Origin of the sequence: Streptomyces populi (assembly GCF_002911015.1) — a bacterium.
In the GTDB taxonomy this organism is placed as follows: domain Bacteria; phylum Actinomycetota; class Actinomycetes; order Streptomycetales; family Streptomycetaceae; genus Streptomyces; species Streptomyces populi.
The window spans coordinates 1-26,266 of the sequence record NZ_KZ626885.1; the positions used below are offsets into that span (position 1 = coordinate 1).

23 protein-coding genes are annotated in these 26,266 nt (G+C 72.5%); 12 read left to right on the forward strand and 11 right to left on the reverse strand.

Annotated elements, in window-relative coordinates; translation table 11 throughout:
* The 4 genes from CW362_RS22960 to CW362_RS22975 form a co-directional block, all read left to right on the forward strand.
* Positions 1 to 510: class F sortase (locus tag CW362_RS22960; RefSeq protein ID WP_103551409.1), on the forward strand; the 510-nt coding region annotated here is incomplete at its 5' end.
* A gap of 240 nt (positions 511 to 750) precedes the next feature.
* Entirely contained in the window at positions 751 to 2,094 is a 1,344-nt protein-coding gene (locus tag CW362_RS22965; RefSeq protein WP_103551410.1) for an ABC transporter ATP-binding protein, read from the forward strand.
* 132 nt (positions 2,095 to 2,226) lie between these two features.
* Positions 2,227 to 3,615 carry an aldehyde dehydrogenase family protein gene (locus tag CW362_RS22970; RefSeq protein WP_103551411.1) on the forward strand — a complete coding sequence of 463 codons (1,389 nt, stop codon included), beginning with the start codon at positions 2,227 to 2,229 and terminating at the stop codon, positions 3,613 to 3,615.
* Positions 3,616 to 3,625: 10 nt separating this feature from the next.
* On the forward strand, positions 3,626 to 4,708 hold the full coding sequence (locus CW362_RS22975) for a Zn-dependent alcohol dehydrogenase (RefSeq protein WP_103551412.1): 1,083 nt from the start codon (positions 3,626 to 3,628) through the stop codon (positions 4,706 to 4,708).
* 80 nt (positions 4,709 to 4,788) lie between these two features.
* Here the strand turns inward: CW362_RS22975 and CW362_RS22980 are convergent, their stop codons facing one another.
* Together CW362_RS22980 and CW362_RS22985 are read right to left on the reverse strand one after the other, a co-directional pair.
* Positions 4,789 to 5,847, reverse strand: a complete 1,059-nt coding sequence (locus tag CW362_RS22980) for a DMT family transporter (RefSeq protein WP_103551413.1) — start codon at positions 5,845 to 5,847, stop codon at positions 4,789 to 4,791.
* A gap of 147 nt (positions 5,848 to 5,994) precedes the next feature.
* On the reverse strand, positions 5,995 to 6,645 hold the full coding sequence (locus tag CW362_RS22985; protein ID WP_206301026.1) for a TetR/AcrR family transcriptional regulator: 651 nt from the start codon (positions 6,643 to 6,645) through the stop codon (positions 5,995 to 5,997).
* A gap of 108 nt (positions 6,646 to 6,753) precedes the next feature.
* Here CW362_RS22985 and CW362_RS22990 point away from each other — a divergent pair, with 108 nt between their 5' ends.
* The 3 genes from CW362_RS22990 (at position 6,754) to CW362_RS23000 (ending at position 8,959) form a co-directional block, all read left to right on the forward strand.
* Positions 6,754 to 7,905 carry an acyl-CoA dehydrogenase family protein gene (locus CW362_RS22990; protein ID WP_103551414.1) on the forward strand — a complete coding sequence of 384 codons (1,152 nt, stop codon included), beginning with the start codon at positions 6,754 to 6,756 and terminating at the stop codon, positions 7,903 to 7,905.
* 66 nt (positions 7,906 to 7,971) lie between these two features.
* Positions 7,972 to 8,259: a YiaA/YiaB family inner membrane protein gene (locus CW362_RS22995; RefSeq protein WP_103551415.1), complete on the forward strand. Its 288-nt coding sequence runs from the start codon at positions 7,972 to 7,974 to the stop codon at positions 8,257 to 8,259.
* A 73-nt stretch (positions 8,260 to 8,332) separates the two neighbouring features.
* Positions 8,333 to 8,959 carry a TetR/AcrR family transcriptional regulator gene (locus CW362_RS23000; RefSeq protein WP_103551416.1) on the forward strand — a complete coding sequence of 209 codons (627 nt, stop codon included), beginning with the start codon at positions 8,333 to 8,335 and terminating at the stop codon, positions 8,957 to 8,959.
* Positions 8,960 to 9,006: 47 nt separating this feature from the next.
* Here the strand turns inward: CW362_RS23000 and CW362_RS23005 are convergent, their stop codons facing one another.
* Positions 9,007 to 9,468, reverse strand: a complete 462-nt coding sequence (locus tag CW362_RS23005; RefSeq protein WP_103551458.1) for a MaoC family dehydratase — start codon at positions 9,466 to 9,468, stop codon at positions 9,007 to 9,009.
* A gap of 106 nt (positions 9,469 to 9,574) precedes the next feature.
* On the opposite strand from CW362_RS23005, the gene soxR reads away from it, so the two are divergent.
* Positions 9,575 to 10,126 carry a redox-sensitive transcriptional activator SoxR gene (gene soxR / locus CW362_RS23010; RefSeq protein ID WP_240657980.1) on the forward strand — a complete coding sequence of 184 codons (552 nt, stop codon included), beginning with the start codon at positions 9,575 to 9,577 and terminating at the stop codon, positions 10,124 to 10,126.
* A 71-nt stretch (positions 10,127 to 10,197) separates the two neighbouring features.
* Here soxR and CW362_RS23015 read toward each other — a convergent pair whose 3' ends face one another.
* Positions 10,198 to 11,304, reverse strand: a complete 1,107-nt coding sequence (locus CW362_RS23015) for an RNA ligase (ATP) (protein WP_103551417.1) — start codon at positions 11,302 to 11,304, stop codon at positions 10,198 to 10,200.
* Positions 11,305 to 11,701: 397 nt separating this feature from the next.
* Entirely contained in the window at positions 11,702 to 12,304 is a 603-nt protein-coding gene (locus CW362_RS23020) for a hypothetical protein (RefSeq protein ID WP_103551418.1), read from the reverse strand.
* A gap of 295 nt (positions 12,305 to 12,599) precedes the next feature.
* Here CW362_RS23020 and CW362_RS23030 point away from each other — a divergent pair, with 295 nt between their 5' ends.
* Positions 12,600 to 15,392, forward strand: coding sequence for a penicillin acylase family protein (locus CW362_RS23030; protein ID WP_103551419.1), 2,793 nt, complete (start codon positions 12,600 to 12,602; stop codon positions 15,390 to 15,392).
* A 60-nt stretch (positions 15,393 to 15,452) separates the two neighbouring features.
* Here the strand turns inward: CW362_RS23030 and CW362_RS23035 are convergent, their stop codons facing one another.
* Positions 15,453 to 16,766 carry a serine-threonine protein kinase gene (locus CW362_RS23035; RefSeq protein ID WP_103551420.1) on the reverse strand — a complete coding sequence of 438 codons (1,314 nt, stop codon included), beginning with the start codon at positions 16,764 to 16,766 and terminating at the stop codon, positions 15,453 to 15,455.
* Between the two features lie 126 nt (positions 16,767 to 16,892).
* Entirely contained in the window at positions 16,893 to 18,137 is a 1,245-nt protein-coding gene (locus CW362_RS23040) for an exo-beta-N-acetylmuramidase NamZ family protein (RefSeq protein WP_103551421.1), read from the reverse strand.
* A gap of 204 nt (positions 18,138 to 18,341) precedes the next feature.
* On the opposite strand from CW362_RS23040, the gene CW362_RS23045 reads away from it, so the two are divergent.
* From CW362_RS23045 to CW362_RS23055, 3 genes are all read left to right on the forward strand, one after another.
* Complete coding sequence (locus CW362_RS23045; protein ID WP_103551422.1) at positions 18,342 to 19,106, forward strand: SDR family oxidoreductase; 765 nt, start codon at positions 18,342 to 18,344, stop codon at positions 19,104 to 19,106.
* On the forward strand, positions 19,103 to 20,764 hold the full coding sequence (locus tag CW362_RS23050) for an AMP-binding protein (RefSeq protein ID WP_103551423.1): 1,662 nt from the start codon (positions 19,103 to 19,105) through the stop codon (positions 20,762 to 20,764). The genes CW362_RS23045 and CW362_RS23050 overlap by 4 nt, the downstream gene beginning before the upstream one ends.
* Positions 20,765 to 20,826: 62 nt before the next feature.
* Positions 20,827 to 21,420, forward strand: coding sequence for a TetR/AcrR family transcriptional regulator (locus CW362_RS23055; RefSeq protein ID WP_037628516.1), 594 nt, complete (start codon positions 20,827 to 20,829; stop codon positions 21,418 to 21,420).
* A 25-nt stretch (positions 21,421 to 21,445) separates the two neighbouring features.
* Here the strand turns inward: CW362_RS23055 and CW362_RS23060 are convergent, their stop codons facing one another.
* The 4 genes from CW362_RS23060 to CW362_RS23075 form a co-directional block, all read right to left on the reverse strand.
* Positions 21,446 to 21,652 carry a hypothetical protein gene (locus tag CW362_RS23060; RefSeq protein WP_103551424.1) on the reverse strand — a complete coding sequence of 69 codons (207 nt, stop codon included), beginning with the start codon at positions 21,650 to 21,652 and terminating at the stop codon, positions 21,446 to 21,448.
* Between the two features lie 11 nt (positions 21,653 to 21,663).
* Positions 21,664 to 23,010 carry a type III PLP-dependent enzyme domain-containing protein gene (locus tag CW362_RS23065; RefSeq protein ID WP_103551425.1) on the reverse strand — a complete coding sequence of 449 codons (1,347 nt, stop codon included), beginning with the start codon at positions 23,008 to 23,010 and terminating at the stop codon, positions 21,664 to 21,666.
* A 227-nt stretch (positions 23,011 to 23,237) separates the two neighbouring features.
* Complete coding sequence (locus CW362_RS23070; protein ID WP_162684186.1) at positions 23,238 to 24,866, reverse strand: PucR family transcriptional regulator; 1,629 nt, start codon at positions 24,864 to 24,866, stop codon at positions 23,238 to 23,240.
* A gap of 179 nt (positions 24,867 to 25,045) precedes the next feature.
* Positions 25,046 to 26,260: an acyl-CoA dehydrogenase family protein gene (locus CW362_RS23075; RefSeq protein ID WP_103551427.1), complete on the reverse strand. Its 1,215-nt coding sequence runs from the start codon at positions 26,258 to 26,260 to the stop codon at positions 25,046 to 25,048.
* Positions 26,261 to 26,266: the final 6 nt, after the last annotated feature.

Sequence of the window (26,266 nt, forward strand, 5' to 3'; positions counted from 1 at the left end):
CGGGCGGCCCGGCCCGCGCCCCCGCACGCACCGCTGCCGCGCTCCCGGGCCGCCTCCCTGCGCATTCCCTCCCTGGGCATCGACGCGCCGGTCATCGGTCTGAGGCTGGACCGCGAACGACGGCTCACCGCGCCGCCAGTGGACGATCCGAAACCCGTCGGCTGGTACACGGACGGACCCACGCCGGGCGAACGCGGCACGGCCCTGGTCGTCGGCCATCGCGACACCCGGACGGGACCCGCCGTCTTCGCCCCGATCGAACGGATCCGTACCGGAGCGCGTGTCGAGGCGCGGCGCGTGGACGGACGGACCGCCGTCTATACGGTGTATGCCGTACGCACGTACGCGAAGGCCCACTTCCCCGACCAGGAGGTGTACGGCGACCGGGGGCGCCCCGAACTCCGGCTGATCACCTGCGGCGGCGCCTACGACCACAAGGCCGGATACGTGGCGAACGTCATCGCCTTCGCCCACCTCACGGAGATCCGGGAGCGGGCCGGCGCCCGCTGAGACGGACCGCGGGACGGCGGGCCGGGGACGGACCGGGGGCCGCCGGTGCCGGACCCCGGTCCGACCGGTATCCGATCGTCCGTTTCCGCCCGTACCGAACCCGCCCGTCCGATACCGCCATGTGTCTTCCCCCGGACGTGTGCGGTCCGTTAGCTTCCGTGACTCAAGGTCCCGTACGACCCGTACGGGACGACCGGCCGCGGAGCACCAGCGCCTTGCACGCCCCCGGGGGCACCTGTCATGACACGCGCCATCTCCCTGCACCACGTCAGCAAGTCCTACGCCCGCGGGCCCCGTGTGGTGGAACGGCTGTCGCTGGACATCCGGCCCGGCGAATTCCTCGTGCTGCTCGGCCCCTCGGGCTGCGGCAAGTCGACCGTGCTGAGGATGATCGCGGGACTCGAGGAGGTCAGCGAGGGCGAGGTGCGGCTGGACGGCGAGTACGCCAACGACCTGCCGCCCTCCGAACGGAACATGGCGATGGTCTTCCAGAACTTCGCCCTCTATCCGAGCATGACCAGCCGCGACAACATCGGCTTCCCGCTGCGCATCGAGACACCCGGAGCGGACCCCCGGGCCCGGGTGGACGCCACCGCCCGGATGCTCGGCATCCAGGACCTCCTCGACCGCTTCCCCAACCAGCTCTCCGGCGGCGAGCGGCAGCGCGTCGCGATGGGCCGGGCGATAGCGCGCCACCCCTCCGCCTTCCTGATGGACGAACCGCTGTCCAACCTCGACGCCAAACTCCGCAACCACCTGCGGGCCGAGATCTCCAAGCTCACCAGGGACCTGGGCGCGACCACGGTCTACGTCACCCACGACCAGGCCGAGGCCATGTCGCTCGGCGACCGGGTCGCCGTGATGCGCGGCGGGGTCCTCCAGCAACTGGGCACGCCCCGCACGGTCTACGGGCTGCCCGCGAACGTCTTCGTCGCCGCCTTCATCGGCACCCCGCGCATCAATCTGCTGCGCGGAATCGTCCGGGCCCCGCTCGACGGCGCCATGACGATCAGTCTCGGCAAGCAGTTCCTGCGTCTGCCCGAACCCCTGTGCCTGGACCACCAGTTGCTCCGGGTGCAGCAGGGCCGCGAGGTCATCGTCGGACTGCGCTCGGAGGCCGTGCGGCTCGCCCGGGCGTCCGAGGCCCGGCCGGGCGAGGTGGCGATCACCGGTCTGGTCGAGCACGTGGAGTTCCAGGGGCACGAGGTCCTCGTCCACTTCGACACCGGTTCACGGCCCGCCCTCGTGCCCGAGCTGGAGTCCCCGCGCCCGTCCCGTCCGACGCGTCGGCGGCGCCGGGACGGCACCGTCCTGGACCGGCTGCGGGGACGCGCCGGGGCGCTGCGGGCCGGGCCGGTCGTGGTCCTCGACCGTCCCGCGGACGACGAGGCCGACCACCCCGGGCAGACGCCGCCCGAGGGGCGGCTGCCCGGCGATCTCGTCGTGCGCACCACGCCCGACATCGACCTCCGCCACGGCATGCAGATCCCGCTCCTCGTGGACCTCGCCCACCTGTTCGTCTTCGACCGGAACGGCGAACGGATCTGTCCGGCACCGGAGCGGCTGCCCGACCTGGACGAGTGACTTCCCGGGACGGGCGCGGCACGGACCGCCGGGGACACCGGGAGCCGCCGTGCGGCAGGTCACCCTGGCGCCGCAAAACTATCATCGCTAGTTTAGGTCCCGGACGACGCTGCCCCGCCCGGGAGGAACACGATGAAGGCACATGACGGCATGTACATCGGCGGGGCGTGGCGCCCCGCCGCCGGACGGGACACGATCGAGGTCGTGAACCCGGTCGACGAGCAGGTGATGGGCCACGTCCCGGCGGGCACGGCCGAGGACGTCGACGCCGCCGTACGCGCCGCCCGTGCCGCGTTCCCCGGCTGGGCCGCGACGGCGCCCGCCGAACGGGCCGCCCGCCTCGCGGCCCTCAGGGACGTCCTGGCCGCGCGCAAGGACGAGATCGCCGAGACCGTCACCGCCGAGCTCGGGGCGCCCCTCGCGTTCTCGCAGGCGGTGCACGCCGGTGTCCCGGTGCTGGTCGCCGGCTCCTACGCCGAGCTGGCGGCGGCGTACGCCTTCGAGGAGAAGGTCGGCAACTCGACCGTCTACCAGGAGCCCGTCGGGGTCGTCGGCGCGATCACGCCCTGGAACTACCCGCTCCACCAGATCGTCGCCAAGGTCGCCCCCGCCCTCGCCGCCGGCTGCACGGTGGTGCTGAAGCCCGCCGAGGACACCCCGCTGACCGCGCAGCTCTTCGCCGAGGCCGTGGCCGAGGCGGGCGTGCCGGCCGGTGTCTTCAACCTGGTCACCGGCCTCGGCCCGGTCGCGGGCCAGGCCCTCGCCGAGCACCCGGACGTCGACCTGGTCTCCTTCACCGGCTCCACCGCCGTCGGCCGGCGGATCGGCGCGACCGCGGGCGCCGCGGTCAAGCGCGTCGCCCTCGAACTCGGCGGCAAGTCCGCCAACGTCATCCTGCCGAGCGCCGACCTCGCCAAGGCGGTGAACGTCGGCGTCGCCAACGTGATGTCCAACTCCGGCCAGACGTGCAGTGCCTGGACCCGCATGCTGGTTCCCGCCGACCGCTACGACGAGGCGGTCGAGCTGGCAGCGGCCGCCGCCGCGAAGTACGGCGACCGCATCGGCCCCGTCGTCAACGCCAAGCAGCGCGACCGGGTGCGCGGTTACATCGAGAAGGGCGTCGCCGAGGGTGCGCGGCTCGTCGCCGGTGGCCCCGAATCCCCACGTGAACAGGGGTACTTCGTCAGCCCCACCGTCTTCGCCGACGTCACCGAGGAGATGACGATCGCGCAGGAGGAGATCTTCGGCCCGGTCCTCTCGATCCTGCGCTACGAGGACGAGGAGGACGCCCTGCGGATCGCCAACGGCACCGTGTACGGGCTCGCGGGCGCGGTGTGGGCGGGCGAGGAGTCCGAGGCGGTCGCCTTCGCGCGGCGGCTCGACACCGGTCAGGTCGACATCAACGGGGGGCGCTTCAACCCCCTGGCCCCCTTCGGGGGTTACAAGCAGTCGGGCGTGGGGCGCGAACTCGGCACCCACGGCCTGTCCGAGTACCTCCAGACCAAGTCCCTCCAGTTCTAGGAGCGTTCACGTGGTTCGCGCCGCCGTCCTGCCCGCCGTTGGTGCCCCGCTGGAGATCGCCGAGATCGAGCTCCCCGACCCCGGACCGGGTCAGGTCCGGGTGAGGCTCGCCGCCGCCGGGGTCTGCCACTCCGACCTGTCCCTGTCCAACGGCACGATGCGGGTGCCGGTACCCGCCGTGCTCGGCCACGAGGGCGCCGGTACCGTCGTCGCCGTCGGCGAGGGCGTGACCCAGGTCGCCCCCGGCTCCCGTGTCGTCCTCAACTGGGCTCCTTCCTGCGGGAGTTGTCACGCCTGTTCGCTGGGCGAGGTGTGGCTGTGCGCGAACGCGCTCACCGGCGCCGGAAACGTGTACGCCCGCCGCGCCTCCGACGGGAGCGATCTGCACCCCGGCCTGAACGTCGCCGCGTTCGCGGAGGAGACGGTGGTGCCGGTGTCCTGCGTCCTGCCCGCCCCCGACGGCATCCCGCTCACCGAGGCCGCCCTGCTCGGCTGCGCCGTCCTCACCGGCTACGGCGCCGTCCACCACTCCGCCCAGGTCCAGCCCGGCGAGAGCGTCGCCGTGTTCGGGGCCGGCGGGGTCGGGCTCGCCGTCCTGCAGGCCGCCCGGATCGCGGGCGCCGCGCAGATCGTCGCGGTCGACGTCTCGCCCGAGAAGGAGCCGCTCGCCCGGGAGGCCGGGGCCACCGACTACGTCGTCGCCTCCGAGGCCACCGCCCGCGAGGTCCGCGCCCTGACCGGCGGCAACGGCGTCGACGTGGCCGTCGAGTGCGTCGGCCGCGCCGTCACCATCCGCGCCGCCTGGGAGTCGACCCGGCGCGGCGGCCGCACCACCGTCGTCGGCATCGGCGGCAAGGACCAGCAGGTCACCTTCAACGCCCTGGAGATCTTCCACTGGGGCAGGACCCTCGCGGGCTGCGTGTACGGCAACTCCGACCCGGCACGCGATCTCCCGGTGCTCGCGGAGCACGTCCGCGCGGGCCGCCTCGACCTCGGCGGCCTGGTCACCGACCGCATCGCCCTGGACGGCATCCCGGCGGCCTTCGACAACATGATCGCGGGCAAGGGGGGCCGGGCGCTGGTGGTCTTCTAGGGGCGCCGGGCAGGCGCTTCGGGGCCGCCCGGGCGGGTGCGGACACCCGCCGGGGCGGCCGGCGCCGGTGCGGGCCGGAGTCAGGCCCGTTCGGCCCGTTCGCCGGTCTCCGCGGCCGTCGCCGGCTCCGGGGCGCCGGCGGGAGAGGTGGCCGTGACCGGCGCCGACGCGGGCGCCGTGCCGGGTGCCGCGGACGGGTCGGCGGCACCCGGCACGGGCGCCCCCGCCGACGCCGGTTCCCGGCGCGGCCGGGAGCGCGACACCGCGACGCCCGCCAGACACAGCGCCCCGCCCGCCAGCGTCAGCAGCCCCGGGACCTCGTCGAGGAAGAGCCAGGACATCAGCACCACCAGGGCGGGCACCGCGTACGTCGTCGCGCCCATGCGGCTGGCGCTCGTCCGCGCGAGGGCGTACCCCCAGGTCGTGAAGGCCAGCGCGGTCGGGAAGACGCCCAGGTAGACCATGTCGAGCGTGGCCGTGAGGGGAGCGGCGGCGGCGTCGTGGACGAGCTGCCCGGCGAACGGCAGGCACACCACGGCCCCGATCAGACAGCCGAACGTCGTCACCTGGAGCGAACTCGCCCGCCCGAGCGCCGGCTTCTGCGCGACCACCCCGGCGGCGTACGCGACGGCGGCGAGCAGGCACAGGACGACCCCGAGCACCGAAGAGCCGCCGCCGCCGGACATCGACAGCCCCACCGCGACCGCTCCCGCGAACGACACCGCCATTCCCGCCAGCAGCCGCGGCGGCATCGCGTCCCCCAGCAGCCTCGCGCCCAGCAGGGCGATCAGGATCGGGCCGATGTTCACCACCAGCGCCGCCGTACCGGCGTCCACCTGCTGTTCGCCCCAGTTCAGGGCCACCATGTAGAACCCGAACCACAGCACCCCGGATATCGCGATGCCGCGCCAGGCGCCGCGCGGCGGCAGCCCCTCACCCCGCACGGCGCAGACGACGCCGAGCACCAGGACTCCCGCCAGCAGTCGTCCGAGCGCGAGCGCTCCGGGTGAGTACGCGGCGCCCGCGCTGCGGATCGCGACGAACGCGGAGGCCCACAGTCCGACGGTGACGGCCGCCGCGCCGGCGGCGAGCGACTGCGCACGCCGACCGGGCGGCGCGATACGGGAGGTGTTCATCATGCTCCCGAGGCTATGCGGGGCGCGTCCGCAGGTCGCGCGGATTTCGGACCCGCAGGTGGACGTGCGTCCGGACCCGGTGGCGTGTCCGGTGCCGGGTCCGGAGGCGTGCCGGGAACCCGGCCCGGTGCCGTACCGGGGCCGCCCCGCTCAGCCCTCCCGTACCAGTTCCGCGTACTGCACCGCGAGACCGTCCAGCAGTGCTCCGAGCCCCGTCTCGAAGGCCCGCTCGTCGATCTTCTCCTGCTGTTCGGCGAGGAGGTGAGCCTGCCCCAGGTGCGGATAGTCGGCCGGGTCGTAGGCGCTCTCGTCGTCCACGAAGCCCCCGGCGAAGGACCCCAGCGCGGACCCCATGATGAAGTACCGCATCAGCGCCCCGATCGAGGTGGCCTGGGCCGGCGGCCAGCCGGCTCCGACCATGGCCCCGAAGACGGCGTCGGCGAGCCGGAGGCCGGCCGGTCTGCGGCCCGGGCCGCGCGCGAGGACCGGGACGATGTTCGGGTGGTCGCGCAGGGCGGTGCGGTAGGAGACGGCCCAGTCGTGCAGCGCGGTCCGCCAGTCGCGTCCGTCCTCGAACATCGACAGCTCCACCTGCGCGCTCACCGAGTCCGCGACCGCCTCCAGGATCTGGTCCTTGGTGCGGAAGTGGTTGTAGAGGGAGGGCCCGCTGACCCCCAGTTCCGCCGCGAGCCGGCGCGTCGAGACGGCCGCGAGGCCCTCGGCGTCCACCAGCGCCCGTGCCGTCTCGACGATGCGGTCGGTGCTGAGAAGGGGCTTGCGCGGTCGGGCCATGGCGCACATAGTAGGGCTGCACCGTGAAACTAGCAGTGCTAATTTAAATGTACGGCTTTCACAGTCCGTTGTCCGCAGGCCGTCGTCCGTAGGCCGCTATCTGTGGGGTGACCCGGCATGAACCTCGGGCTCAGCGATGAGCAGACCGCCGTCCGGCAGCTCGCCAAGGACTTCGTGCACCGCGAGATCGCCCCGCACGCCGTCGCGTGGGACCGCGCGGAGGACGTCGACCGGTCGATCGTGAAGAAGCTCGGCGAGGTCGGCTTCCTCGGCCTCACCATCGACGAGGAGTACGGCGGCAGCGGCGGCGACCACCTCGCGTACTGCCTGGTCACCGAGGAGCTCGGGCGCGGTGACTCCTCCGTGCGCGGGATCGTCTCCGTCTCGCTCGGGCTCGTCGCCAAGTCGATCGCGCACTGGGGGAGCGAGGAGCAGAAGCGGCGCTGGCTGCCGGGGCTGACCGCCGGCGAGTACGTCGGCTGCTTCGGGCTCACCGAACCGGGCACCGGCTCCGACGCGGGGCAGCTCTCGACCCGCGCCGTGCGCGACGGGGACGACTACGTCATCAACGGCAGCAAGATGTTCATCACGAACGGCACCTGGGCCGATGTCGTGCTGCTCTTCGCCCGTTCCACCGACGCCCCGGGCCACAAGGGCGTCTCCGCCTTCCTGGTGCCCACCGACACCCCCGGCCTGACCCGTCGTGCCGTCCACGGCAAGCTCGGGCTGCGCGGCCAGGCCACCGCCGAACTCGTCCTCGAGGACGTGCGCGTGCCGGCGAGCGCCATGATGGCGCCCGAGGGCAAGGGCTTCGCGGTGGCCATGTCGGCGCTCGCGAAGGGCCGGATGTCGGTGGCCGCGGGGTGCGTCGGCATCGCCCAGGCCGCGCTGGACGCGGCGGTGACGTACGCGACCGAGCGGGAGCAGTTCGGGAAGACGATCGCGCACCACCAGCTCGTCCAGGAACTGATCAGCGACATCGCCGTCGACGTGGACGCGGCACGGCTGCTGACCTGGCGGGTGGCCGATCTGGTGGACCGCGGGCTGCCGTTCGCGACCGAGTCCTCGAAGGCCAAGCTCTTCGCCTCCGAGGCCGCCGTGCGCGCGGCGAACAACGCCCTCCAGGTGTACGGCGGTTACGGCTACATCGACGAGTACCCGGTCGGCAAACTCCTGCGCGACGCCCGGGTGATGACCCTCTACGAGGGCACCAGCCAGATACAGAAGCTGGTCATCGGACGCGCCCTGACGGGTGTCTCGGCTTTCTGACCCTGAGTACGTCTCTGAGTACGACGGCGGATGTGGCGGGGGCCACATCCGCCGATCCTTGTGCCCATGAGTGAGACACCCGTCAAGCAGCAGAGCACGACCGCCTTCTACGGTCAGGCCGTCGCCTCCTTCGCCATCGCCATGGCGGCCACGTCCATCGGTATCTACCGGCTGGACACCGATGCCTGGGTCCGGGCCTTCCTGGCCATCGCGGTCCTGTACCTCGTCACCTCCGCCTTCACCCTGGCCAAGGTGATCAGGGACCGGCAGGAGGCCGGTCAGATCGTGAGCCGGGTCGACCAGGCGCGGCTGGAGAAGCTCCTCGCCGAGCACGACCCTTTCGAGAAGATCTGAGCAGGCACGCTAAGCGACCGCTCACCCTCGGCGGTATGGTGTAGCTCCTGTCACCGAGAAGGGCGAGTGAGCGATGAGCACGGCGCAGGAGACGCCCGGCGGCGAGATGCAGCCGTGGGCCGAGGTGACCCCGGACGCGGCGCGGCGGCTGCTGATCGCCGCGGTGGAGGCCTTCGCCGAGCGCGGGTACCACGCGACGACGACCCGGGACATCGCGGGCCGCGCGGGCATGAGCCCGGCCGCGCTGTACATCCACTACAAGACCAAGGAAGAGCTGCTCCACCGGATCAGCCGCATCGGCCACGACAAGGCGCTGGACATCGTGCGCACCGCGGCGGCGGGCGAGGGCACCCCCGCCGAGCGGCTCTCCGACGCCGTCCGGTCCTTCGTGCGGTGGCACGCGGGCCAGCACACCACCGCGCGCGTGGTCCAGTACGAGCTGGAGGCCCTCGGGCCCGACGCGCGCGCGGAGATCATCGGGCTGCGCCGCCAAGTCGACGCCGAGGTCCGCGGCATCATCCAGGACGGTGTCGCGACGGGCGAGTTCGACGTCCCGGACGTTCCCGGCACCACCGTCGCCGTGCTGTCCCTGTGCATCGACGTGGCCCGCTGGTTCAACGTCGAGGGCCCCCGCACGCCGGACGAGGTCGGAGCGCTCTACGCCGACCTGGTCCGGCGGATGGTGGGCTTCAAGGGGTAGCCCCGGCCCGTCCCGGACGCGCCGGGGCGGGACTTCGGGCCCCTGGCTCAGAGGTAGTAGCGCGAGACCGACTCCGCGACGCAGACCGGCTTGTCGCCGCCCTCGCGCTCCACGGTGAAGGCGACGGAGACCTGCACGCCGCCGGGCACGTCGTCCACCGCGGTGATCGTCCCGGTGGCGCGCAGCCGTGAGCCCACCGGGACGGGGGCGGGGAAGCGGACCTTGTTCGTCCCGTAGTTGACGCCCATCTTCACGCCTTCGACGCTGATGAGCTGCGGGCCGAAGAGCGGCAGCAGCGACAGGGTGAGATAGCCGTGCGCGATCGTGGTGCCGAACGGACCCGTCGCGGCCATCTCGGGGTCGACGTGGATCCACTGGTGGTCGCCGGTCGCCTCCGCGAAGAGGTCGATCCGCTTCTGCTCGATCTCGACCCAGTCCGTGTGTCCCAGCTGCTCGCCCACGGCGCTCCGCAGCTCCTCGACCGTCGCGAACGTCCTCGGCTCTGCCATGTCCCCGGCCTCCCGCATCTCATAGTCTAAGCGACTGCTTAGCATGGTCCGCCGGGCGGCGCATGTCAACGGACCGGACGGGTGACGCGGTAGGTAGGTTGGGGGAGTGCCCCAGATCCCCGAGACGGTTCACGAGCTGACCGTCGGACAGTTGTCGGCCCGCAGCGGCGCGGCCGTCTCCGCCCTGCACTTCTACGAGTCCAAGGGCCTGATCAGCAGCCGCCGCACCTCGGGCAACCAGCGCCGCTACCACCGTGACGCGCTGCGCCGTGTCGCCTTCGTGCGGGCCGCCCAGCGCGTCGGCATCCCGCTCGCCACCATCCGCGAGGCGCTCGCCGAACTCCCCGAGGAGCGCACCCCGACACGGGAGGACTGGGCCCGGCTCTCCCGGGCCTGGCGCTCCGAGCTGGACGAACGCATCAAGCAGCTCGGCCGGCTGCGCGACCACCTCACGGACTGCATCGGCTGCGGCTGCCTCTCCCTGGAGACCTGTGTGCTCTCCAATCCCGACGACGTCCTCGGCGAGCGCCGGGCCGGCTCCCGGCTCATGGTGGAACGGGCCGGCACGCAGCCGGCGCCGGCGCCGCGGGAGCGGGGGCCGGCGGCCGCGTGCGAGCCAGGTCCGGGCCGGGAACCGGCGGCGGGGGACCGCTGCTGACGCGCCGTCCCCACTCCTGGAACTCCGGGCGGGAGCGGGGCCCGCCGGGCCCCGCTCCCGCCCGGAGCCCCTTACTCGTACTCGGTGCCGCCCTTGCGGGTCAGGTAGGCCGGGCTGACCGCCTTGGCTATCGCCCGGCCGCCCGTCACCGGGCTGTACCGCTCGGCGGCGACGAAGGTCCCCTCCGGCCCGTCGGGGGCGGGAGCGCCGGGGCGGATCACGACCCCCTCGCGCAGATGCAGCGCGCGGCCGGACATGGTCTCCCGGCCGGAGGCGATCCCGAGGACGCGCTCGACGTCGTACGGCCCCTCGTACAGCCTCGGTACGAGCGGGAGTTCACCGGACAGCAGCTCCTCGGCGTCCAGCCAGCGGACCACACCGTCGATCTCCGCGGACACGTCGAAGACGGCGTAACCGATCGTGTCGCGGCGTCCGTCGGCGCCGTACGTCAGGTCCTGCACGCCCGCCCCGTACACCTCGCCGAAGATGCCGACGCGGCGCGCGTCGAGGCGTCCGGCGATACGGGCGGCGGCCTCGGCGACCCCGTGTCCGCGCACCGCGCGCCAGTACAGATTGCGCGGATCCTCCTTCAGGGCCAGGGACTTGGCGCCGAAGCCCTTCGAGGACACGTGGACGCGGTCCTCGTCGGCGAGGTAGGTCAGCAGACAGGCCGAGCCGTGCAGCTTCTCCGTCACGACGACGGGCTCGCCGGGCGTGAAGATGTCCGGGTGGCGCTGGATGTTCTCGATGTCGACCCAGGGCAGCAGATCGGGCGCCGCCTCCACGTCGCCGTTCATCGTGGGAGGGATCGGCGGGACCCACTTCACGATGCCGAGGAGCTCCGCGAAGTCCGTGCCCTCCTCGGCGGCCCGCGCCAGGTCCACGCCCGCCAGCGCCTCCGGACGGCACACGATGCCCTGCGACAGCTCGCCGCGCAGCCGCACCGCCCTGACCCGGTCCGCCGAGCTGCCCGCCAGACGCCCCGTCAGCCCCAGTTCCTCGATCAGCGGGGCCGGCAGCACGGACTGCTCCGGGATGTAGAGCGCCCACTCGCCGGTGCGGTACGCGCCCTTGGCGACCACGGCCCGGTACAGGCCCACCTGGGCCAGTTCGAGCGCGTCGGCGTTCGGGTGCTCGTGGACGGTCAGCGCTTCGGCGGTGACGCGCAGCGTCGACATGGGGGACTCCTCGGTTGCTCAGCCGTGTTCCATCGCCCCCAACTGTCCGCGGGAGAAACGGCTGGAACCAGCGGATTTACGGCTGCTACCGTCACCGCCCCACGATCCCGGCGCGAGCCGGTCCGCCCTTGCCGGACGAGCCCCCGCACCACCGGTCGTCCTCCGGGCGACTCCCGCTTCCCCGCGGGGTGGAAGGACGTCCCGGGCGGCATCGGCACGACGGTGCCGCCGTGCCGATCCGGGCTCCGTCCGGACGGACCCGCACCGAGTCCCTGAAGGCGCGGGACACTCCCGGCCGTCGTGGCACCGGGAACCGCGTACCCGGCCACGGGCCTTCCGCGGCCGACGGTTCACCCCTTGGTTCCGCCGCCCGGCACCGCCCGGCCGGGCGGGGTGTTCACGCGGACACGAGCAGCCGGCCGCGCCTGGCGCCGGCCAGTGCCACCGGGGTCAGGACGGGCCGCGGCACCACGATTCCGCAGCTCGTGCAGACGGGGCCCGACGACGGTTCGTGGGCCAGGTCGTGCATCCAGACGAGGCGCTCGCCGGAGCACACCGGGCAGACGGCGCCCGGCTCGCGCTCCAGTGCCGCGATCAGCCGGCGCAGCACCTCGGCCAGTGGTTCATGGGGGTGGACACGGGGGTCGTCGCACCAGGCGACGCCGAAGCCGCCCCAGGTCAGCCGGTGCCAGTCGTCGACACTGCCCGGTCTGCGCAGCCCGTCGTGCTTCTCCTTCTTGCGGCGCTCGGCGAACTCGGCCTCGTAGGCGAGCCAGACGGAGCGGGCCTCCTCCAGTTCGTCCAGTGCGGCCACGAGCCGCGCCGGATCGGGGGAACGGTCCTCGGGTTCGAATCCGGCCCGGGAACACAGATGGTCCCAGGTCGCCCGATGCCCGTAAGGGGCGAACCTCTCCAGGCACTTGCGCAGCGAGTACCGCCGCAGTGCCAGATCACACCTCGGATCTCGCGCCTGTCTCGCCAGACTTCGGAAACCGGCCATCGTCCTGCACCTCCGTCACACCTGCACCTGTACTCCGGTCACTTCGGCGCCGTCCGTACGGACGTCGTCGAGTAGACGTATCGACAAGCGATTCGGCTCCATCCAATTTTTCGACGACCCCCGCGAGCCACCCGCCGAGTGTCCTTGGCCTGCCCTCCGTCGCCGTCGGCCGGCCGTTCACCGGCCCTTCGGCGCACCGCCGTTCACTGTGAATCCCAAAAACTGACGCATGTTCATCTTCAAACTCGGGGATACCGGCGGTAACGTCCGGCCACCCCCATCGGTAGGAGCCGACATGCCACCGAGCACCCCACGCACCACCTCGGACAGACAGAGAACTCCCCGCGGATTCCCCAAGTTCCTCAAGGCAGCATCCCTATGCGTGCTCATTGCCGGTCTTTTGTCGCCGCTTTCCCCGGCGGCCGCCGCGGACACCTCGGCGGCGGCGGCCGCGAACGACTACTGCGGCGGCCAGTGCTCCGACATCCTGCCGCCCGGTGAGAACGGCAACGCCACCCTCGCCCAGATCCTGCTCAACCAGGTCTTCGGTACCCAGCCCGGTCACGCCGAGGACCAGCTCGGCCTCTACGGCAACCTGCCCTCCGGCTACTCGACCCTCACCGACGCCAAGATCAACGACTTCTTCAACGACGCCTCCTTCGGCGTCGCCTCGGGCCAGGTCGAGTCGACCACCAAGCCCGGCGGCCGCACCGACGTGACGATCGTCCGCGACAAGAAGACGGGCGTCCCGCACATCACCGGCACCACCCGCTACGGCACCGAGTACGGCGCCGGATACGCCGCCGCCCAGGACCGGCTGTGGCTGATGGACGTCTTCCGGCACGTCGGACGCGGCCAGCTGACCAGCTTCGCGGGCGGCGCGCCCTCCAACCAGGGCCTGGAGCAGGAGTTCTGGCGCAACGCGCCCTACACCGAGGCCGATCTCCAGGCCCAGATCGACGAGGCGACCGGCAGGGCCGGATCCCGGGGCACCCAGGCCCTCGCCGACGCCAACGCCTACATCGACGGCATCAACGCCTACATCGACGCCTCCGACAGCGGCCGGTACTTCCCCGGCGAGTACGTCCTGACCGGCCACAAGGACTCCATCACCAACGCCGGCACCATCGACCACTTCAAGCTCACCGACCTGGTCGCGCTGGCCTCCGTCATCGGCTCGCTCTTCGGCTCCGGAGGCGGCGGAGAGGTCAACAACGCCCTCTCCCTGCTCGCCGCCCAGTCCAAGTACGGCGTCACCGAGGGCACCAAGGTCTGGGAGTCCTTCCGCGAGCGCAACGACCCGGAAGCGGCGCTCACCGTGCACGGCGGCGAGAGCTTCCCGTACGCCTCCAAGCCCGACAGCGCGCAGGGCCAGGCCCTGCCCGACGCCGGATCGGTGACCCAGGAACCGCTGGTCTACGACCGCACCGGCAGCGCGGTCGGCGCGAGCGCCACCAGCGCCTCGGCGGCGGCCGCCAAGACCTCCCTCACGTCCGCCAGGCGCGGGATGTCCAACGCCCTCGTGGTGAGCGGGAAGCACACCGCCAGCGGCCACCCGATCGCCGTCTTCGGCCCGCAGACCGGCTATTTCGCGCCACAGCTGCTCATGCTCCAGGAGATCCAGGGACCGGGCATCAGCGCGCGCGGCGCCTCCTTCGCGGGCCTGAGCATGTACGTCGAGCTCGGCCGCGGCCAGGACTACTCCTGGAGCGCGACGACCTCCGGCCAGGACATCATCGACACCTACGCCGTCGAACTGTGCCAGGACGACTACCACTACCTGTACCACGGCACCTGCACGGCGATGGACAAGGTCGAGCGGACCAACTCCTGGAAGCCGACCACCGCCGACGGCACCGCCGCCGGCTCGTACCGGATGCAGGTCTACCGCACCAAGTACGGGCCCGTGGAGTACCGCGCGACGGTGGGCGGCAAGAAGGTCGCGTACACCACCCTGCGCACGTCCTTCATGCACGAGGCCGACTCGATCATCGGTTTCCAGATGCTCAACGACCCGGACTTCGTGAAGAACCCGGCGACCTTCCAGAGCGCGGTGCAGAACATCAACTACACCTTCAACTGGTTCTACGCCGACTCGGCGCACACCGCCTACTACAACAGCGGTGACAACCCGGTGCGGGCGAGCGGGGTCGACGCCGAGTTCCCCGTGTGGGCGCAGTCCGCGTACGAGTGGCGGAACTGGGACCCGGCCACGAACACCGCCTCCTACACCCCGGCGTCCGCGCACCCGAACTCGGTGGACCAGGACTACTACATCTCCTGGAACAACAAGCAGGCCAAGGACTACACCACGGCCTCCTGGGGCGACGGCTCGGTGCACCGCGGGGACCTGCTGGAGGACCGGGTCTCCAAACTGGTCGCGGCGGGCGGAGTGACCAGGTCCGCGCTGGTGAAGGCGATGGCCGACGCGGCACTGGCCGACCTGCGGGCCGAGGACGTGCTCCCGGAGCTCCTCAAGGTCGTCAACAGCTCCCCGGTCACGGACTCCACGGCGGCCGCGGCCGTGAGCAAGCTGTCCGCGTGGGTGACGGCGGGGGCCAGGCGCAAGGAGACCTCCTCGGGTTCGCACACCTACGCCGACGCCGACGCGATCCGCATCCTGGACGCCTGGTGGCCGCTGCTGGTCAAGGCGGAATTCCAGCCGGGGCTCGGGGGTGACCTGTACACCGCCTTCGGCAACAACCTCCCCGTCGACGAGGCGCCGTCCGCCGGCCACGGACCGACCGGCTCGCACGCCGGAAGCTCCTTCCAGTACGGCTGGTGGAGCTATGTCGACAAGGACATCCGGGCGGTGCTCGGGGAGCCCGTGCAGGGCGGCCTGTCGCAGAAGTACTGCGGCGGCGGCAGCCTCAGTGCCTGCCGGGACCTCCTGATCAGCTCGCTGAAGGAGGCGGCCGGCAAGACCGCGGCCACCGTCTACCCCGGCGACGACCAGTGCTCGGCGGGCGACCAGTGGTGCGCCGACTCGATCGTCCAGCGGACGCTCGGCGGCATCAAGCACGGCAAGATCACCTGGCAGAACCGGCCGACCTTCCAGCAGGTCGTCGAGTACACCTCGCACCGATGAGCGCGCAGCGGCGCCGCCGGGCCCGTCCCTAGGGGCGGGCGGCGCCGACCTGGCGGCGGGTCACCTGACGCGGCCCGCCGCCAGCACCAGCTGGGCCAGCTCGCGGTGGCAGATGTCGCTGTGCGCGCCCGCCGGGGCGCCGCCCCGGCACACCACCGAGGCGGCGTCGACGTTCACGCACCCCGAGGCGGGCAGCCGGGCGCGCAGGGCCTCGGCGAGCGTGAACGACTTCGTCCCCGGCACCGCCTGCACCCCGTCATGGCCCATCGCGCCCCACTGCGCGCCGAGCACGCCGCCGATGCCGAAGTCCGCCACGACGGACCGGTTGTCCCCCGCCATCCGCGAGGCCAGCGGGTAGACGCTGCCGAGCGCCGAGTCGAAGCGGGAGTAGCAGCACACCAGCGGGCCGTCGATGCGGTGGTACTGCCCGTCCAGCACCCCGCTCGCGCGCGGGTCGTGGGGCAGCCGCGGGGCGAACGCGTAGTGCGAGAAGGCCCCTTGGAGCAGCGTCACCGACTTCACCGCGCGCACCCCGGGGGGCAGGCCGCGCAGCGCGAAGGAGACCAGCCGGCCGCCGAAGCTGTGCCCGACCAGGTGCACGCGCACGCCCGGTGCCGCCGCCGCGAGCTGGCCGACCGCCCGTCCGAGCCCGCGCTCGCCGACGGTGCCCGCGCGTCTCTTCATGGCGTAGTACGTGGCCTGGCGCAGCAGTTCGAGGGCTCCGTCCCACAGCCGGGGCAGCGCGAACGCGGGCGCTTCCTCCCCGGCGAGCGCCTGCGCGAACTCGGCGCACACCGTCGCGGTGTCCCCGAAGAGCATCTCGGGATCGCTCTCCGGTACGCCCTCCGCGAGGGTGTCCGCCGCGAAGGAGGTCTGCGGACCCTGCGGCCGGACCTCGACGAGCAGCCGTACGAGACGGCCGAACTCCTCCAGCGAGGCTCCCTCGTCCGGTTGCTGGTCGAGCAGCCGGGCGATCTGCTCGACCACGGTGGCGCGTCCCGGGAACACCTCCAGGAGGGCGTGCCGGGTGTTCTTGCCGAGCGGCGAGGCGCTGTCGTCGGTGACGTCCGCGGCCGCCGACGGGGGGAAGCCGGGGATCGGTTCGTCCGAGAACCGCATCGACGGCCAGACCACCCCCACGTATCCGAGGCGCGCGGTGGGCGCGAGGCCGGGGACGGGTTCGAAGAACTGGCTGAACATACGGGTGGCCGTCGAACGGTCGTTGTTCCAGCCGTGCGCGAACACGATCAGGTCGCGGACACCCCGTCGCGGCACCTGGTCGAGCAGCCGGTCGCGTTCGCGGCCGTCCACGTCCCCGTCCGCGTCGAAGGTGAGCTCCCAGTAGGGAGAGACACTCACTGCCGGTTCCGTCATGTCAGGCCCCCTGACCCCGCGGGCGGTGCGATATGGGCGCATCGTCCACCCGGCGGGGAAAGTTGGCCATACGTCACGACCTATCCGTCACGCACAAGTCACTCGTTCGTGCAAGAGGGCCCCGGCTCACCTGTAGGTGAGGTAGTGCGCGCGCACCCTGCGGAACGCCTCCAGCTCGTCCCCCCAGGCCGCGACGATCTCGTCGGGGCCCGCGCCCGCATCGGTCATCGTGCGCACCAGCGTCGAGCCCGTCAGCTTGTCGATCCAGTTGTCGGAGCGCCAGGCGAAGCCGCTCCAGACCCTCTTCGCGGTCACCAGGAGGGCGATCCCGGTGCGGACGGGGTCGTACGCCGCCCGGTCGTGCACATGGATCTGGACGCCCCCGATGGTCTTTCCCTGGAACTTGGAGAAGGTGGGAGCGAAGTACGCCTCTCTGAAGTGCACGCCGGGCAGGCCCAGTTCACCGGCCGCCGCGGCCCAGCGCCCGTCGAGGCCCTCGGCGCCGAGCAGTTCGAACGGGCGCGTCGTGCCCCGCCCCTCCGACAGGTTCGTCCCCTCGAAGAGACAGGTCCCGGAGTACACCAGCGCCGTGTCCGCCGTCGGCATGTTCGGGCTCGGCGGCACCCAGGGCAGCCCCGAGGCGTCGTAGAAGTCCCCGCGCCTCCAGCCCGACATCAGCACGGTGTCCAGTTCCACCGGCGCCGTGAGGAACTCCCCGTTGAAGAGCCGGGCCAGCTCCGCCACCGTCATCCCGTGCGCCTGCGCGATCGGCTGCCGCCCGACGAACGTCGCGAACTCCTTGTGCAGGACCGGTCCCCGGGCCGCCCGCCCGGTGACCGGGTTCGGCCGGTCGAGCACCACGAACCGCCTGCCGGCGAGCCGCGCCGCCTCCATGCAGTCGTACAGCGTCCAGATGTACGTGTAGAAGCGCGCCCCCACGTCCTGGATGTCGAAGACGATCGTGTCCACGCCGGACGCGGCGAAGACGTCCGCGAGCGCCTGACCGCTCTTCAGGTACGTGTCGTAGACGGGCAGTCCGGTCGCCGGGTCGTCGTAACGGCCCTCGGACCCGCCCGCCTGGGCGGTGCCCCGGAAGCCGTGCTCGGGGCCGAAGACCGCCGTCAGGTCCACGCGGGCGTCGGCGTGCATGACGTCGACGACGTGCCGGACGTCGCGGGTGACGCCCGTGGGGTTGGTGACGATCCCGACGCGTCCGCCGCCGAGCCGGGCGTACCCGTCCTCCGCCAGGCGCTCGAAGCCGGTGTGCAGCCGGGTGCCGGGGTTCGCGGCCGCCGCGGCCCCGGCGGGCAGCGGGGCCAGGGCGGCCGCGGCGGTGCCGGCCGTGAGCAGTGACCGTCGGGACATGCGCATGGTGGAACCTCCGTGATCGCGGAAGGCTGGCACGGGCACGCTAAGGGCTCCCGGGGGAAGTTCACAGGCCGCGGATCCCGTCGGCCTGTCGCGGCCCGTCACGGGGACGCCCGCGCGGTGGCCGGGAGCCCTTCCCTTGTTACATACCGACTGGTTAGTCTGGTGCCGCAGCAGAGCCGTGTCACATCGCGTCGAAGGAGACCCGTGGTGGAAACCGTGCAGGGTGCGGGAGTCGTCGTCACCGGAGCGGGGGGCGGGATCGGGGCCGCGCTGGCCCGCCGGTTCGCCGCCGGGGGAGCGCGGGTCGTGGTCAACGACCTCGACGCCGACAGGGCGAAGGCCGTGGCCGACGAGATCGGCGGCATCGCGGTCGCGGGCGACGCCTCCCTGATCGTGGCCGAGGCCCGCGACGCCCTCGGCGGCACCGTCGACGTCTACTGCGCCAACGCGGGAGTCGGCTCGGGCGGCTCCGAGGCCGCCGACGAGAGCGTGTGGGCCCTGGCCTGGGACGTCAACGTGATGGCCCATGTGCGCGCCGCCCACGCCCTGCTCCCGGACTGGCTGGAGCGCGGCGGCGGCCGGTTCGTCTCGACCGTCTCGGCCGCCGGACTGCTCACGATGATCGGCGCCGCGCCGTACAGCGTCACCAAGCACGGCGCCTACGCCTTCGCCGAGTGGCTGTCCCTGACGTACCGCCACCGCGGCGTGAAGGTGCACGCGATCTGCCCCCAGGGCGTGCGCACCGACATGCTGGAGGCCACCGGAAGCGCGGGCGACCTGGTGCTCCAGCCCACCGCCATCGAGCCCGAGGCCGTCGCCGACGCGCTCATGAAGGGCATCGAGGAGGACCGCTTCCTGATCCTGCCGCACCCCGAGGTCGCCGCCTACTACCAGGCGCGGGCCGCCGACCCCGACCGCTGGATGACGAACATGAACCACCTCCAGCAGAAGTGGGAGACCGCCGAGTGACCCGCTACTCCGACCGGCCCTGGACGGCGCTGCTCAACGAGGCGCAGCGCGGCCCGGTGAACCCCGCCGACACCCTCGTGCACGCCCTCGCCGACGCGGTCGCCCGCACCCCGGACCGCACCGCGCTCGCCTACTTCGACGGGCGGATGGGCTACCGCGAGCTCGACGAGCTGAGCGGCTCCGTGGCCGGGCACCTCGCCGCCCGTGGCGTGGAGCGGGGCGACCGCGTGGCGGTCATGCTCCAGAACTCCCCGCACTTCGTGCTCGCCCTGTTCGGCGCGTGGAAGGCCGGCGCGACGGTCGTGCCGGTCAACCCGATGTACAAGTCCGGCGAGGTCCGGCACGTCCTGCACGACGCCGGGGCGGCCGCCCTCGTCTGCTCCGACCGCGCCTGGGACGGCTATCTGCGCGAGGCCGCCGCCGACTCGCCCGTGCGGGTCGTCCTGACGGCCTGCGAACGCGACCTCCAGACCCGCGACGACCCGCGCGTGCTGGCCTTCGAGCGCCTGCCCCTCGACGAGGGAGCCGACGACCTGGTCGCCGTCGCCCGGCAGGGACACGGGGCACCCGCCGACCGGGTCCTCGGCCCGTCCGACATCGCGCTGATCAGCTACACCTCGGGCACCAGCGGCACCCCCAAGGGGGCCACCAACACCCACGGCAACATCATGTACAACGCCGAGCGGCAGCGGACCGGCCTCGCGCTGCCCGAGGCACCCGTGTACTTCGCGCTGGCGCCCCTGTTCCACATCACGGGGATGGTCTGCCAGCTCGCCGCCTGTCTGAACAGCGCGGGCACCCTGGTCCTCGCCTACCGCTTCGAGGCCGGGGTCGTCCTCGAGGCCTTCGCCGAGCACCGGCCGCTCTACACCGTCGGCCCCTCGACCGCCTTCATGGCGCTGGCCGCCCACCCGGACGTCACGCCGGAGCACTTCTCGTCCTTCGCCAACATCTCCTCCGGCGGCGCTCCGCTGCCGCCCGCCCTCGTCGAGCGGTTCCGGGCCGGCTTCGGGCCGTACATACGCAACGGCTACGGGCTCACCGAGTGCACCGCGCCCTGCGCCTCCGTGCCCCCGGGGCTGGAGGCGCCGGTGGACCCGGCCTCCGGGACGCTCGCCGTGGGCGTGCCCGGCCCGGAGTCGGTGGTGCGCATCGTCGACGAGACGGGCCAGGAGGTCCCCTTCGGAGAGCAGGGCGAGATCCTCGTCAGCGGCCCGCAGGTGGTCCCCGGCTACTGGCGCCGCCCCGAGGCGACCGCCGAGACCTTCCCGGACGGCGAGCTGCGCACCGGCGACATCGGCTTCATGGACGAGGACGGCTGGCTCTACGTGGTCGACCGGAAGAAGGACATGATCAACGCGTCCGGCTTCAAGGTCTGGCCGCGCGAGGTCGAGGACGTCCTGCACACCCACCCCGCGGTCCGCGAGGCGGCCGTCGTCGGGATCCCGGACGGCTACCGGGGCGAGACCGTCATGGCGTACATCAGCCTGCGGCCGGGGGCCACCGAGGACCCCGGCGCGCTGGCCGCGTACTGCAAGGAGAGACTGGCCGCCTACAAGTATCCGCGGCGGGTGGAGATCCTGCCCGACCTGCCGAAGACGGCGAGTGGGAAGATCCTCCGTCGGGAACTGCGTTCCCGGTCCAAGGACTCCGGGTAGTCTCCAGGACTCCCCGCGGACGACTCACATCGAAGCGAACGCACGAAAGGCAGGTGGCGGCAGTGCCCAGGACGACGGACGGTGACGGGACCCCTGTTCCGCAGAGACTCCTTGCCGCCGCCACCCGGCTCTTCGCCGAGCAGGGCTACGACCGCACCTCGGTGCAGGAGATCGTCGAGGCGGCGGGCGTCACCAAGGGGGCGCTCTACCACTACTTCGGCTCCAAGGACGACCTCCTGCACGAGGTCTACGCCCGCGTGCTGCGCCTCCAGCAGGAGCGGCTGGACGCCTTCGCGGACGCGGACGCGCCCGTCGAGGAGCGGCTGCGGCGCGCCGCGGCCGACGTGGTCGTCACGACCATCGACAACCTCGACGACGCCTCGATCTTCTTCCGGTCGATGCACCACCTCGGCCCCGAGAAGCTCAAGCAGGTGCGCTCCGAGCGGCGCCGCTACCACGAGCGCTTCCGCGCCCTGGTCGAGGAGGGCCAGAAGAAGGGCGTCTTCTCCACGGCCACTCCCGCCGACCTGGTCGTCGACTACCACTTCGGCTCGGTCCACCACCTGTCGACGTGGTACCGCCCCGACGGCCCCCTCGCCCCCCAGCAGGTCGCCGACCACCTCGCCGACCTGCTGCTGCGCGCCCTGCGCCCGTAGGCAGGAACGCGGCTCGGGACAGCCCTTAGTCGATGATCTCCTTGAAGAAAAGAACGGCGGAGGCGGCCGAGCCACTGCCGACGCTCACCGCGACGGGCCACCCTTTGTCGGACAGCACCGTCAGGACGGTGGCGCCGATACCGACGAGCGCTGCCAGCAGGAACACGATCGCGGCGCGCTGGGTGAGCAGTGGCCCATCCCGGTCGGGCTGCGGGCGGTCGGGCTCCGACACTCGACTGCTCCTCAGCCGGTTTCACGGGATCGGGCGCCCACCGGTTCCCGGGCGGTCCAGCCGGCGTGGTCCGGCAGTTCCCACGGGTCCTGGGCGGGACGCAGGAGCGTGAACTCCGTGCGGCCGTCCCCGTCCACCCGGACGCCGTGAACGGCCGGTTCCGGCAGCGAGTTGTAGTGGAACGGCGTCGAGAAGTAGTAGGCGCCGGTGTCCGGGACGACGACGAGGTCGCCGGGTTCGAGCGACGGCAGCGCACGGTCGCGCGCCAGCAGGTCACCGGCGAAGCAGGCGGGGCCCGCGACGTCCTGGCGCACGAGCCGGCCCTGTTTGGCCCTTCCGCTGCCGTGGTGCGCCTCGATCCGTACGGGCCAGGCCTCGGGGCCGAACACGGTCCGGGTGGCGACGTGCACGCCGGCGTGGGTGATGGCGATCGGCCGGCCTCCCGCGCTCTTGGTGTACTCGACGTACGCCGCCATGAAGCCGTTCTTCGCGAGGACGGAGCGCCCGAACTCGGTGACCACCCGGTACCCGCGCTCGAAGAGCGCCGGGGCGTGCGCGCGCAGGTGCGCGACGTAGGTGTCGAAGGTGGGGCTGATCTCGTCGTCGGCGAAGTTGACGGGCAGCCCGCCGCCGATGTCGATGCCGACGATCCGACGCTCGCCGAGGACGGCGTCGACCTCCTCGGCGAACTCCACGGCCTGCGCCACCCCACGGGCCATGAGGTCGAGCGGGCAGCCCTGTGATCCGGCATGCGTGTGGATCCACGTCAGCCACGGGTAGTCCCGGAACGCCTGTAGCAATCGTCGCCGGACCCCCGGGTCCGACAATGGAACACCGAACTTCGAGGTGCTCGTGGCCGTGCTCATCGCGGCGATGGCACCGCCGCCGACCTGGGAGTTGATGCGCACCCCGAGGTGCGACAGGGGAGGCCGGCCGTCGAGCATCCGGTCGATCCTCGCCAGTTCCTGGAAGTTGTCCGCGTTGACGGCCACACCCAGGCCCAGGGCGCGCTCGAGTTCCCCGCGCGTCTTGGCGGGGGAGTCGAAGACGATCCGCTCGGGCGGGAAACCGGCTGCCAGCGCCCGTGCCAGCTCGCCCGCGGTGGCGACCTCGCAGCCCATGCCCGCGCGTTCCAGTTCCGCCAGGACGGGCACGAGGGAGTTCGCCTTGGCCGCGAAGGAGTGGAGGACGGGGACCGAGCCGGGAAAGGCACGGTGCAGGCCACCCACCGTCGCCTCGACGCCGTCCAGGTCGACGAAGGCGGCCAGCAGGGACTGCTCGGGGTCCAGCAGGCCCTGCCGCACGGCCGCCTGAAGAATGCGTTCACGCCGCACGGCGGCATGGGTCGGACCGGTCATGTGAGCCCTCCGGGGTCGGGTTCGCGGAGCCCGGGGAACCCCGGGCGGAGTACCAGGCTGCTCGCCGCGACCGGACGCCGTCTTCGGCGGGGCGTCAAACGATCCGCCGCGCAGGGCGCGACCGGACCCGCTGTCCGGGCACGAGGGGCCACGCCGTTGTGCGCACCGACGAAGACGACACCGCTCGGTGATGCCATCGGACAAGCGCCGGACCGGGCGGCCCCGCCTCACTGCCGCGGGGCCGGACCGCTTCCCGTCCCGTCGCCGGGGTCCAGCAGGCGCAGTTGCAGTTCCGCCAGCAAGCGGGCGCCGGAGTCGTCGAGGTCCAGTCCCGAGACCTCCGTGATCCGGCGCAGCCGGTGCCGCAGGCTGTTGGGGTGCACCGCGAGCACGCGTGAGGCGGCGGTCACGTCGCCGAAGTGGTCCAGGTACGCCCGCAGGCTCGGGACGAGTCGGCTGCCGCCGTGCTCGGCGTCGAACGCGGCCAGCCGCGCCACCGACGTCCCGGGCGGCAGCGTCACCGCCCCCAGCGCCTCGACGACCGCCATGATGCCGACCGTGTCCGCGACGTCCTCGGCGCGCGCGACAGTGCGCGGCCCCGCGGTCCGGGTGAGCGCTTTGAGGGCCAGCTCCGCCGACCGGCGGGACTCGGCAGCCTGTGCCGGCCCGGGGGCGACGTCTCCCAACCCGACCCTCACCGGGGCGTCCGTCGTGGACGACAGCTCTCTGGCCAGCGCTTCTCCCAGGCGTGCCAGCTGTTCACGGGAGCGGCGGGGGTTCTCGTCGAGCCGGCTCACCAGCACGAGGATTCTGCCGCCCGCCGGAACGACCACCGCCCGGTGTCCGAACACGGCGCAGCGCAGGGCGAGCAGCGCGTGGAGCCTCGGCAGGTCGTCGTCACCGTGGGTGCCGGACCCCAGGCCCACCGCCAGCACGGCGCAGGGCTCCCTCGCCGGCAGCGAGGCGCGTTCGGCCAGTACCTCGGGTGAGCCGCGGCCCTCCATCAGCGCGCGCGCCGCGTCCTCCGCCAGACGGTCGTCCGCACCGCGCGTGCGGGCGTGGAGCAGGTGTGCGGCGGCGGTGTGGGTCGCCGCGCGCAGGGCCTCGGAGGCTCCGGGGGGCAGCGGACGTCCCGCGACGGCGGCCACCCAGATGGATCCCAGCACCTCACCACCCGCCCTGACGGCACCGACCAGCCGCTCGGGGATCTCGTCCTGGGCTCGTCGGTGCAGGACGTCGTCCGTCCCCCACAGGGCCCGGAAGAACCCGGCTTCGCGCATGGCCGCCACCCGCCACGGGGGAACCCGCCGGCCGAGGATGGTGAGCCGGCGGATCTCGTCCACGTTCTCCTCGGTCGAGGAGTAGGCCAGCACCCGGGACTCGGTGTCCTCGATGGTCACCGCGCCTCCGACCAGCACGGCCACCGCGTCGGCGAGTCCATTGAGGTCACCCGGTACCAGGCCCCGGGTGGCGGGCACCGGCGGAGCACCCGCCGCGGCCAGCCCCGCTCGCAGCAGGCCGACCAGTTGGGCCCAGGTGCACCAGGCGGTGCGGGAAAGCACCGCGGTGCCGCTCTCCTCGGCGACCGTCCGCAGTTCCTTCGCCGCCCGCTCGGAGCGGCCCGGCCCGAACACCACGCCCGCCACGCCGGCGTCACCTGCCCGGCGCAGCAGGTCCACCGCGTGCGCCGACTCCGCGTCGACGCCGACCGCGAGGAGTAACTCCCGCGGCAGGAACTGGGGTTCCAGCACATCGAGGACGGCGACGCCGGCGACGGCCCCGGCCAGGCCGCCAGGAGCGGTGTCCAGCTCCAGCGCTCCGGGGCCCACGACGGACAGCAGTCGTTCCAGAGTCACCCGCGACTCCGCCGCAGCGCCCCACTCCGGCGCTTCCCGCAGGTTCGTCACCGTTCCCCCGATCCCTCGTACGAGCCGTCGGCCGCTGTCGGCCGATTCCGAGAGACGTACGACACCACATGCGCGGTCCGCACTCAACGGCGCACGAGGGCACGGGGAAGCACCGGCGCGTCACCGCGTCAGACGTACCTCTTGATCTCCCGGTGGGCCAGCGAGCGCTGGTGGACCTCGTCGGGACCGTCCGCGAGCTTCAGCGTCCGCGCCGAGGCCCACAGCTCGGCCAGCGGGAAGTCCTGACTGACACCGCCCGCGCCGTGCAGCTGGACCGCCTTGTCGAGGATGTCCACGACCGTCCGCGGAGTGGCGATCTTGATGGCCTGGATCTCGGTGTGGGCGCCCTTGTTGCCCACCGTGTCCATCATCCAGGCCGTCTTCAGCACCAGCAGCCGCAGCTGCTCGACGGCCACCCGGGCGTCGGCGATCCAGTTCTGCACGACACCCTGCTGGGCCAGCGGCTTGCCGAACGCCGTACGGGACACCGCCCGGCGGCACATCAGCTCGATGGCCCGCTCGGCCATGCCGATCAGCCGCATGCAGTGGTGGATCCGGCCCGGACCGAGCCGCGCCTGCGCGATGGCGAAACCGCCGCCCTCCTCGCCGACCAGGTTGCTCACCGGGACCCGGACGCGGTCGAGGACGACCTCCGCGTGCCCGCCGTGGGAGTGGTCCTCGTAGCCGTACACCTGCATCGCGCGCCGGACCTCCAGGCCCGGGGTGTCGCGCGGGACCAGGACCATCGACTGCTGGCGGCGGATGTCCGCGCCGTCCGGGTCGGTCTTGCCCATCACGATGAAGATCTTGCAGTCGGGGTTCATCGCCCCGGAGATGTACCACTTGCGGCCGGTGATGACGTAGTCGTCGCCGTCGCGCTCGATGAGCGTGGTGATGTTCGTGGCGTCGGAGGAGGCGACCTCGGGCTCCGTCATCGCGAACGCGGAGCGGATCTCCCCGGCGAGCAGCGGCTCCAGCCACTGCTTGCGCTGGCGCTCGTCACCGAACTGGGCGAGCACCTCCATGTTCCCGGTGTCCGGGGCGGCGCAGTTCAGCGCGGTGGGCGCCAGGTGCGGGCTGCGGCCGGTGATCTCGGCGAGCGGCGCGTACTGGAGGTTGGTCAGCCCGGCGCCGTACTCGGAGTCCGGCAGGAACAGGTTCCACAGACCCTGCCTGCGGGCCTCGGCCTTCAGCTCGCCCACCACGGCGGGCGTGTCCCACGGCGAGGCCAGCAGGGCGCGCTGCTCCTCCGCGACGGCCTCCGCCGGATAGACGTACTCGTCCATGAAGGCGAGCAGCTTCCCGCGCAGTTCTTCGGTGCGCGCGTCGAATGCGAAGTCCATGGCGGA